This is a genomic window from Amycolatopsis sp. NPDC051071 (genome assembly GCF_040682875.1).
Taxonomy (GTDB): Bacteria; Actinomycetota; Actinomycetes; order Mycobacteriales; family Pseudonocardiaceae; genus Amycolatopsis.
Genome location: NZ_JBFBBY010000236.1, coordinates 1 through 9375 on the forward strand (window position 1 = coordinate 1; position 9375 = coordinate 9375).

The following is a 9375-nucleotide window of genomic DNA, read 5'->3' on the forward strand; positions in this document are numbered from 1 at the left end:
GCAAGGAAGGGGGCCTTCATGTACTTGAGCGAGGCTCAGCCGAAGCGGCCCGAGATGTAGTCCTCGGTCGCCTTCTCGTCCGGGTTCGAGAAGATCTTTTCGGTGTCGTTCAGCTCCACCAGGCGACCCGGCTGGCCGACGCCCGCCAGGTTGAAGAACGCGGTCTGGTCCGAGACCCGCGCCGCCTGCTGCATGTTGTGCGTCACGATGACGATCGTGTACTCCTTCTTCAGCTCACCGATCAGGTCCTCGATGGCGAGGGTCGAGATCGGGTCGAGCGCGGAGCACGGTTCGTCCATCAGCAGTACGTCCGGCCGCACGGCGATCGCCCGCGCGATGCAGAGCCGCTGCTGCTGACCGCCGGAGAGGCCGCCGCCCGGCTTGTTCAGCCGGTCCTTGACCTCGTTCCACAGGTTCGCGCCGCGCAGGGCACGCTCGGCGACCTCGTCGAGTTCCTTCCGGCCCTTGGTGCCGCCGAGGCGCAGGCCAGCCACGACGTTGTCGCGGATGGACATCGTCGGGAACGGGTTCGGCCGCTGGAACACCATGCCGATGGTGCGGCGGACCTGCACCGGGTCGACGCCGGAGCCGTAGATGTCCTCGCCGTCGAGCAGCACTTCACCCTCGACTCGGGCGCCGGGGATGACCTCGTGCATGCGGTTCAGCGTGCGCAGCACCGTCGACTTGCCACAACCCGACGGGCCGATGAAGGCGGTGACGTTCCGCGGCGGCACCGAGAGGGTGACGCCGTCCACGGCGTGGAACTTGCCGTAGTAGATGTCCACGTCCTTGACGTCGATTCGTTTGGCCATCTCAAACAGCTCACTTCTTCTTCGGGGCGACAAGACGGGCAAAGAGCATGGCGAGGAGGTTCACGACCGCGATGATCAGCACCAGGGTGAGCGCGGCACCCCAGATCCGGTCGAACGCGACGGTCCCTTCGTTGAACGGGTTGCTGACCCGTTCGTTGTTCATCAGAAGCGGCAGAGCGGCCTGCTCGCCACCGAAGATGTCCCAGTTCACGTAAGCGGAGTACCCCACGAGGACCAGCAGCGGCGCGGTCTCGCCCATGACCCTGGCGAGCGCCATCATGATGCCGCCGATGATGCCGGACAACGCGGTCGGCAGGACGATCTTCATGATCGTCTTCCACTTCGGGACACCGAGCGCGTAGGAGGCTTCACGCAGGTCGTCCGGGACGATCCGCAGCATCTCCTCCGACGACCGCACGACCACCGGGATCATCAGCAGCACCAGTGCGAGCGACACCGCGAAACCACTGCGCGGCAGGCCGAAGGTGGTGATCCACAGCGCGTAGATGAACAGCGCCGCGACGATCGACGGGACACCGGAAAGGATGTCCACCATGAACGTCGTGGTCTTCGCGAGTTTGCCGCGACCGTATTCGACCAGGTAGATCGCGACCAGCAGGCCGATCGGCACCGCGATGACCGCGCAGACCAGGCCCTGCAGCACCGAACCGATGACGGCGTGCAGCACGCCGCCGCCGACCTCGTCGGACAGCACCGAGCCGAAGTCCTCGGTCCACCAGTTGCTGTACGGGATCCGCTTGACACCGTTGATGACCACCGTCGCGAGCAGCCACACCAGCGGCACGACGGCGATCAGGAACGACAGCCAGATCAGGACCGTCGCGAGCCCGTTCTTGGTCTTCCGCGCCAGGCTGACCTGCTGGAAGGCGGGGGTGGTGGCGGGGGTCTTCTCGAGCGTGGTGGACATGCTCAGTCCCCCTTCTTGGCGATGATGGATCGCGCGGCGAAGTTGACGATGAACGTCAGCAGGAACAGCACCAGACCGGCCGCGATGTACGCGCCCGCCGAGATCTCGTTGTTGAGTTCGGCGTAGTCGGCCGCGATCTTCGAGGCGAACGTGGCGCCGCCGTCGAAGAGGCTGAAGGTGAAATCGCGGCCGACGGTGCCGGTCAGGATGATCGCGAGCGCGATCGTCTCGCCGAGCGCGCGGCCGAGGCCGAGCATCGAGGCGCCGATGTAGCCTGCCTTGCCGAACGGCAGCACCGTGGTGCGGATGACCTCCCAGCGGGTGGCGCCCAGCGCCAGCGCGCCTTCGATATGCGGGGTCGGGGTCCGCTCGAACACCTCGCGCGACAGCGAAGTGATGATCGGCAGGATCATCACGGCGAGCACGATGCCCGCGGTGAAGATCGTGCCGCGCATATCCGGCGAGACGTTGCCCGCCGCGAAGATCGGGATCCACGAGAAGGTGTCGTTGACCCACTGGGAGAAGGGCTCGATCGTCGGCGCGAAGACCATCAGGCCCCACAGGCCGTAGATGATCGAAGGGACGGCGGCGAGCAGGTCGATCACGTAGGCGAACGGCCGCGCCAGCCGCTTCGGCGCGTACTGGGTCAGGAAGAGGGCGATACCGAGCGAGACCGGCATCGCGATGACCAGCGCCAGCACCGCGGAATAGACCGTGACCAGCAGCAGGCCCATGATGCCGAACTGCATGTTGTTCGGGTCGGTCTGCCAGACCTGGCTGGTCAGGAAGCTCACGTTGTCGGCCTGGAGCGCCGGGATGGCCTGCACCAGCAGGAACAGCCCGATGAGGCCGATGAGTGCGACGACGAAGACGCCGGCGCCGGTGGTCAGGAACTGGAAGACACGGTCACCGGGCCGCATCGTCCTGGACTGGGGGCTCGCGAGTCGCACCGAGGACTTCTCGGGCGGTGACGCGGCTGGTTGCTCCGAAATCGGGTCCTCCGTGAAGGTCTCGCGGACGCCAGAACGCCCACCGGGGTCGCCGGTGGGCGTTCTGGTCGAAGATGAATCGCTCATCGACTACTTCTGTCCAGCCTGTCTTTACTGATCAACCGCCAGCGTAGGCAACAGGGTCAGGCGATGGCCTTGACGGCGGTCAGGACCTTGTCCTGCAGGCTCTTCGGGATCGGCACGTAGCCCTTGTCCGAAAGCGGCTTCTGGCCGTCGGTGGCGGCGACGGTCAGGAAGGCCTTGACGGCCTTGCCGACCTCGGGGTCGGCGTACTTCGAGCAGGCGATCTCGTAGGTGGCGAGGATGACCGGGTAGGCACCGGCGACGTTGCTGGAGTAAATCGAGTCCAGGTCCAGCGCGAGGTCGTTGGTGCCCTCCTTCTTGAACTTCGCCGAGTCGAGAGACTTCGCGACGTTCGCCGCGTTGAGCTCGACACCGCCGGAGCCGCTGTCGATCAGGGCGGCGTTGACGCCGTCCTTCGCGAAGGAGGCCTCGACGTAGGTGATGGCACCGTCGGCGGACTTCACCGCGTTGGCGACACCGTTGGACTTCTCGGCACCGTTACCGACGCCACCGTTGAACTTCTTGCCGTCGCCCTGGGTCCAGGCGCCCTTCGAGGCGACCTTCAGGTACTTCTGGAAGTTGTCGGTGGTGCCCGACTCGTCGGTGCGGGAGATGACCTGGATCGGCTTGTCGGGCAGGTTGGTGCTCTCGTTGCCCTTGACCGCCTTGATGGCCGGGTCGTTCCACTTGGTGATGCCACCGTTGAAGATCTTGGCGGTGACCTCGGGGGTCAGGGTCAGCTTGTCGACCCCGGAAACCTTGTAGGCGATCGCGACCGGGCCGATGACGAGCGGCAGGTTCCACGCGTCGGAGGCGCAGCGGGCCTTGGCCTTCTCGGCCTCCTCGCCGTCCTTGAGGGGCGAGTCCGAGCCGGCGAAGTCGACCTGGTTCGCGTTGAACTGCTTGATGCCGGCGCCGGAACCGCTCGGGTTGTAGTTCACCTTCTGGCCGGAGCACTTGGCGGCGTACTGCTGCACGAAGATGTCGATCGCGGTCTTCTGCGCGGACGACCCCTCGGCCGAAAGCGGGCTCTTGCCACCGCATTCGACGCCGGCCGTGCCGCTGGGAGCGGACGCGGCACCCGAGCTCTCGGTCTTCGTCGCCGCCGGGTCGGATCCACAGGCGCCGAGCACGAGGGCGGCACTAGCCACGATGCCGATCGCGCCCGCGGGCCGCATGATCTTCACTGCATTTCCTCCACTGGGAGACTTTCGCCGGATCGGCGGAACGGGAACGTTCCTGCCGGATCCGGACACTAGGCACCGACAGTGGACAGGTGGCCGTCAAAGGGTGAACGAAAGGTGAACAAGGCCGCCGATGTGAGCAGTGCGACTACTCCGAACGGGGACCGTGTCTCGGCTGTGACCTGCGCGTTTGCTCTCCGTGACCGGTCAAGTGCCAGCCGTGGGAATACGATTACCGTGCGTATTGGACGTCGACCTCGTATCGAGTGAAACCGAGCTTCGAATAAACGGCGAGTGCCGGGGCGTTGCCGCCCTCGACGTACAAGATCACTTGACCCAGTCCGCGGTCGCGGAGATACCGCAGCCCGGCGAGCGTGAGTGCCTTGCCGAGCCCGCCTCCCTGCGCGTCCGGATCGATGCCGACGACGTAGACCTCACCCGTGGGCTCGCCGCCGAACCGGCCGGGCACCGCCTCGTGGACCTTCGTCCAGTGGAAGCCGACGACCTCGCCGTCCTGCTCGGCGAGGAAGAAGCCTTCGGGATCGAACCAGGCTTCCTTCTCGGTCGCGCGGACCTCGTCCGCGGTGAGAGCGCCCTGCTCGGGATGCCAGTCGAAGGCACGCGCGTTGACGCGGACCATCGCCTCCTCGTCCTGACCGGGGACGAACGTGCGCAGCGTGACCCCTTCGCGTGTCGTGGGTTCCGGCCAGTCGGCCGCCTCGACGTCCGCGTGCAGAATCAGCAGTTCGCGAGCGCGCTCGAAACCTTCGGTCCCGGCGAGGTGGACGGCGGCGGGGTGATCGCCGTGCGCCCAGACACGCAGCGGCTTCCCTTCGACGTGCTCGACGAGTGCCTTGGTGAGCGCTCTGCCGTGACCGGAGCGGCGGTGCGCGGGGTGGACGAACAGTTCGGCGACCTGGTTGCCGTGCGAATCGCCCGCGGTGTCCAGATGCGCGTACGCGACCAATTCGCCGTCGACGTGCCCCAAAAGATGCTGTCCACCGGCGAAACCGGTGTCCTCGGGGCGGCCGTCGGTCTCCCGCACGGCAAGCAGGAAGTCGCGGATCTCTTCCGTTTCCGGTTCACCGGTCCACACCAGATCAAGCATGAAATCGACCCTACCGGGGAACCCGGCGTTCGCCTGGGCGTCTTGTCAGACAGTGAAGGGAGGGGATTCAGTGCGCGGAAAGCTCGCTCGGCTCGTAGACGCTCGCGTCCGGGGCGATGACCTGTTGCTGCTGCTTGGCCGCGGCGCCCTTGGCGGGCCGCTCGAACTTGTAGCCGACGTTGCGCACGGTCCCGATCATCTGCTCGTGCTCGGGGCCCAGCTTCGCGCGCAGGCGCCGCACGTGGACGTCGACCGTGCGCGTGCCGCCGAAGAAGTCGTAACCCCAGACCTCCTGCAGCAGCTGGGCGCGGGTGAAGACCCGGCCGGCGTGCTGGGCGAGGTACTTGAGGAGTTCGAACTCCTTGTACGTGAGTTCGAGAGTGCGCTTGCGGAGCTTCGCGGTGTAGGTCGCTTCGTCGATGACCAGCTCTCCGACGCGGAGCTCGGCGTCGACCTGCGCGGCACTGCCGTCGCGGGTGGTGACCAGCCGGAGCCGGGCGTCGACCTCGGCGGGACCGGCCGTCGGGAGCAGGATGTCGTCGGTGCGCCATTCCGCGCTGACCGCGACCAGGCCCCCTTCGCCGACGACGGCGATGATGGGTGTCGTGGCCTCGTCCTCACCAGCGCCCTTGAGCAGGCGGCAAAGGCTCTTCGCGGAGGCGAGATCGGTGCGCGCGTCGAGGACGATCACGTCTCGGTGACCGGCGTCCAGAAGGGCGGTCACCTCGGGAGCCCGTACGCGTACGGTGTGGGGCAGCAGATCCAGGGCGGGAAGCACCGCGGTCGCATCGGGTTCCGCGGTCAATACCAACAGGTCCAGGCTCATCGCCGCACCGCCCTCACTAGTAGTCGCCTCGAACGTGGCTACAGCCGGTGCTTAGTGAGAATAGCCGGTGAACAGCCGGACACCTACCCCGTGCTGGATCGATCACACCTGGCCAAAGAGGGATACGAAGGAGATTTGACGCAATGGTGAGCAGGCCCGTGGCGCACGACGGACGACCGTCCCCCGGCCGGTCCGCCAAGCGAGGAAAGCGGCGCGGCCGGGGCTGGCTCATCGCCCTCGCGGTGCTGCTGGTACTGCTGGTCGGAGCCGATTTCGGAGCGGCGGCGTACGCCGAGCACACGATCTCCCAAAAGGCACGCGAACAGCTGGACCTGCTCAACGATCCGGCGGTCACGGTGCACGGTTTCCCGTTCCTGACCCAAGCCCTTTCCGGTGACTACAGTCACATCACCATCAACGCACAGGGCGTCGCCGTTCCCCCGAAGTTGAACGATGTGGACTTCAACGCGGACATGAGCGACGTCACGGCGCCGCTTTCGGACCTGATCAACGGCAACACGAAGGCGATCTCCATCGCGACGCTCAAGGGCGAGGTGACCATCAAGGCCGCCGACATCGCGAAGCAGGCTCCGCTCGACAAGATCCAGAACCTGAAGATCGAACCGGTCACCGAGGCCTACGTCCGCAACGGTGAGAACGGCCAGAAGGAGACGACTCCGCCCACCACCAACGCGCAGGGCGAGCCGATCGACAGCTCCAGCGCGGGTATCCGGCTGTCCGGCAACGTGCAGATCGCCGGCCAGAAGGTGGAGATCTTCTGCTTCGCGATGATCGAACTGAACGGCCAGAAGATCAGCATCGAGCCGAAGCGCCTGCAGTTCGGGAATGACAAGGAGACCACCGTCGTTCCCCAAGCGGTGCAGGACGCGCTGCTGCCGAACTTCAACGCGACCATCGACACCGGCACGCTGCCGTTCTCGGTGACCCCGACGTCGGTGCGCGTGAACAGTGGCGCGGTCATCATCAAGGGTGAAGGCAAGAACGTCGCCTTCAACGGAGCGAAGCCTCGAGGTTGATTCGACAGGAGTGATTCTCGGATGACCGGAGTGTGGGTGCTGCTGGGCGTACTGGTGCTCGGCGGTGCGGCCGGAGCGCTGCTTCAGGCGCGCAACGGCCGCGTACGGGCGGCCAAGTCCAGCGCGTCCACACTGCCCGGTCGCGTCTCGGACGCACTCGCGTCCGAAGGCGTCACCTTGATCCAGATCTCGACCACGTTCTGCGCGCCGTGCCGCCACACCCGCGCGATCCTGTCGGCTCTCGCGGAGAAGACCGACGGGCTCACCCACGTCGATTTGGACGTCACCGAAACCCCGGAAGTCGCGCAGGCACTCGCCGTCTTGCGGACTCCAACGACGCTGGCCTTGACGCCGGACGGCCGGGAGCTGCTCCGCGTCGGCGGCGTTCCCCGAGGTCAGGAGCTTCTCGAAGCCCTGAAACCTCACCTGGCGAACGCCTGATCCCGAATTTTGGGAAGCGTCCCAAGGTGTGAACACGGTTCCCAACCTGAGGGAGCTCTGCGTACCCTCGTGCCCGTGAACAGGCTGCCCCGAACCTTGCTGACCCAGCGCCGCGCAGTGGATCTGTGCCGCGTTCGCAGCAGCCTGTGTCCGGCTCGCTGAACGCGCCTCACGCCTGCGCGTCCCCGTCCGGCACGCACCTCTTTCCCTCTCGTTCGCAGGAGGATCCATGTCCGCAGGACCGGCTGTCGACCCACGGGGCCCGCGTTTCGCCGCCATCCTGACGACGGTCGTGCTCGCGGTCGTGCTCATCACCCAGTGGTGGCCACTGCTCGCGGCGCAGGCGGTGGTGTTCGCGATCGGTGCCTTCATCGGCCTGAAGCCGGCACCGTATTCACTGGTCTACCGCTATCTGGTCGCGCCGCGGCTCGGCCCGGCGACCGAACGCGAGGACGCCGCCCCGCTGCGGTTCGCGCAGGCCGTCGGCTTCGTGTTCGCCGTCGTCGGCACCGTCGGTTTCGCCGCCGATCTGACCGTGCTCGGCTTCGTCGCGACGGCGTTCGCGCTGCTCGCGGCCTTCCTCAACGCGGCGTTCAACTTCTGTCTCGGTTGCGAGATGTTCCTGCTCATCAAGCGTTTCAGCCCCAGCCCGCGCGCGTCCTAACCAGAAAGAGAGTCAGCTCCATGAGCCGTGAAGACGTCCTGGTCACCACCCAGTGGGCCGAGGAGAACCTGGACACCCCCGGTGTCGTGTTCATCGAGGTCGACGAGGACACGACCGCGTACGACAACGGACACATCCGCGGTGCGGTGAAGTTCGACTGGCGCAAGGATCTGCAGGACGGGGTGCGCCGCGACTTCGTCAACAAGGAAGGCTTCGAGAAGCTCCTCTCGGAGAAGGGCGTCTCGAACGACGACCGCGTCGTCCTCTACGGCGGCAACAACAACTGGTTCGCCGCGTACGCGTACTGGTACTTCAAGCTCTACGGCCACGAGAACGTGCAGTTGCTCGACGGCGGCCGCAAGAAGTGGGAGCTCGACGGCCGCGAGCTGAACTCGGATGAGGTCAAGCGCGACGCCACCACGTACAAGGCCAAGGAGCAGGACCTCTCGATCCGCGCGTTCCGCGACGAGGTCGTCCAGGCCATCGGCGGCAGCAACTTCGTCGACGTGCGTTCGCCCGACGAGTTCTCCGGCAAGCTGCTCGCCCCGGCGCATCTGCCGCAGGAGCAGTCCCAGGTCCCCGGCCACATCCCGGGTGCGCTGAACGTCCCGTGGGCGAAGGTCGCCAACGAGGACGGCACCTTCAAGACCGAGGGCGAGATCAAGGAGCTGTACGCCGACGAGGGCCTCGACGAAGCGAAGTCCACGATCGCGTACTGCCGGATCGGTGAGCGTTCGTCCATCGCGTGGTTCGCGCTGCACGAGCTCCTCGGCTACGACGCCGTGAAGAACTACGACGGTTCATGGACCGAATACGGCTCGCTCGTCGGCGTGCCGGTCGAGTTGGGAGCGAAGTAATGGCAGACGACAGCTGCGGCGCACCGGTTCAGGAGGCCACGCCCGCCGATTACGACACCCGCGGCCAGGTCGTGCTCGCGGGCAAGGTGACCGGTGCGGAAGGGCCCGTCGGCGGCGCCTTCGTCCGGTTGCTGGACGGCGGCGGCGACTTCACCGGCGAGGTCGTCTCGTCGGCCGACGGCGACTTCCGCTTCTACGCGGCCCCCGGCGACTGGACGGTGCGCGCGCTGCACCGCTCCGGCAACGGCGAAGCCTCCGTCACCGCCCAGGGACCTGGTGTGCACGAGCTGGCCATCGCTGTGTCCTGAAACTCAGCTCAAGTACATGAAGGCCCCCTTCCTTGCGCCTAGGTCAGGGCCCCGGCAAAGTCGTTGTGGCTGGTCAGTGGGTGATTCCGAGTAGTGTTAGTGGTCGGGTGAAGTCGCGGGCGTTGTGGCGTAGTGCG

The 9375-nt window shown here is 66.3% G+C and carries 11 protein-coding genes; 5 read left to right on the top strand and 6 right to left on the bottom strand.

Going from position 1 to position 9375, the window contains the following annotated elements; genetic code table 11:
• Positions 1–35 precede the first annotated feature (35 nt).
• The 6 genes from pstB to AB0M65_RS38335 all read right to left on the bottom strand — a co-directional run bounded on the left by pstB (position 36) and on the right by AB0M65_RS38335 (position 5931).
• Positions 36–812, bottom strand: coding sequence for a phosphate ABC transporter ATP-binding protein PstB (gene pstB / locus AB0M65_RS38310; protein WP_364039633.1), 777 nt, complete (start codon positions 810–812; stop codon positions 36–38).
• Positions 813–822: 10 nt separating this feature from the next.
• Positions 823–1740, bottom strand: a complete 918-nt coding sequence (gene pstA / locus AB0M65_RS38315) for a phosphate ABC transporter permease PstA (protein WP_364039636.1) — start codon at positions 1738–1740, stop codon at positions 823–825.
• A 2-nt stretch (positions 1741–1742) separates the two neighbouring features.
• Positions 1743–2660, bottom strand: a complete 918-nt coding sequence (gene pstC / locus AB0M65_RS38320) for a phosphate ABC transporter permease subunit PstC (protein WP_364039663.1) — start codon at positions 2658–2660, stop codon at positions 1743–1745.
• Positions 2661–2872: 212 nt separating this feature from the next.
• The gene (gene pstS / locus AB0M65_RS38325) at positions 2873–4000 is read right to left on the bottom strand and encodes a phosphate ABC transporter substrate-binding protein PstS (RefSeq protein ID WP_364039639.1); all 1128 of its coding nucleotides are present in this window, start codon (positions 3998–4000) and stop codon (positions 2873–2875) included.
• Between the two features lie 229 nt (positions 4001–4229).
• Positions 4230–5105 carry a mycothiol synthase gene (gene mshD / locus AB0M65_RS38330; RefSeq protein ID WP_364039642.1) on the bottom strand — a complete coding sequence of 292 codons (876 nt, stop codon included), beginning with the start codon at positions 5103–5105 and terminating at the stop codon, positions 4230–4232.
• 67 nt (positions 5106–5172) lie between these two features.
• The gene (locus tag AB0M65_RS38335; RefSeq protein ID WP_364039645.1) at positions 5173–5931 is read right to left on the bottom strand and encodes a response regulator transcription factor; all 759 of its coding nucleotides are present in this window, start codon (positions 5929–5931) and stop codon (positions 5173–5175) included.
• A 143-nt stretch (positions 5932–6074) separates the two neighbouring features.
• Between AB0M65_RS38335 and AB0M65_RS38340 the strand changes: the two genes are divergently transcribed.
• The 5 genes from AB0M65_RS38340 (at position 6075) to AB0M65_RS38360 (ending at position 9238) form a co-directional block, all read left to right on the top strand.
• Complete coding sequence (locus tag AB0M65_RS38340; protein ID WP_364039648.1) at positions 6075–6968, top strand: DUF2993 domain-containing protein; 894 nt, start codon at positions 6075–6077, stop codon at positions 6966–6968.
• 21 nt (positions 6969–6989) lie between these two features.
• Complete coding sequence (locus AB0M65_RS38345) at positions 6990–7409, top strand: thioredoxin family protein (protein ID WP_364039651.1); 420 nt, start codon at positions 6990–6992, stop codon at positions 7407–7409.
• A 229-nt stretch (positions 7410–7638) separates the two neighbouring features.
• A complete protein-coding gene (locus tag AB0M65_RS38350; RefSeq protein ID WP_364039654.1) occupies positions 7639–8073 on the top strand; it encodes a DUF4395 domain-containing protein in 435 nt (144 codons plus the stop codon).
• Between the two features lie 20 nt (positions 8074–8093).
• Positions 8094–8930 carry a sulfurtransferase gene (locus AB0M65_RS38355; protein ID WP_364039657.1) on the top strand — a complete coding sequence of 279 codons (837 nt, stop codon included), beginning with the start codon at positions 8094–8096 and terminating at the stop codon, positions 8928–8930.
• Positions 8930–9238: a DUF1416 domain-containing protein gene (locus tag AB0M65_RS38360; RefSeq protein WP_364039660.1), complete on the top strand. Its 309-nt coding sequence runs from the start codon at positions 8930–8932 to the stop codon at positions 9236–9238. The genes AB0M65_RS38355 and AB0M65_RS38360 overlap by 1 nt, the downstream gene beginning before the upstream one ends.
• Positions 9239–9375: the final 137 nt, after the last annotated feature.